Below are 228 nucleotides of genomic sequence, written 5' to 3' on the forward strand. Positions count from 1 at the left end.
ATCGAGCAAAGCCTGACTTTTAAAGCGGCTTTCCCAAAATGTCCTTTGCACCCCTCTTCTCTATTAGCTTGGCAAGCAATATCAAAATTGAGTTCTTTCATAAACCAACTGAGGCTCCATAGCCGAGAGCGCCAAGCGTCTATGATTGTCAGACAGGCCTCCGTTTCCACGTCACTGGTTAACGGCCCAGATAACCAACGCGAGACTAGACTGGGGAGTTTGTGCTCT

Annotated in this window: 1 pseudogene; it reads right to left on the bottom strand. The window is 48.2% G+C overall.

Features of this window, described 5'->3' with window-relative positions:
* Nucleotides 1–71: 71 nt before the first annotated feature.
* Nucleotides 72–228, bottom strand: a pseudogene (locus tag A1QO_RS20665) (transposase); the annotation flags it as partial.

The sequence above is a fragment of the Vibrio genomosp. F10 str. ZF-129 genome (genome assembly GCF_000287055.2).
GTDB lineage: Bacteria > Pseudomonadota > Gammaproteobacteria > Enterobacterales > Vibrionaceae > Vibrio.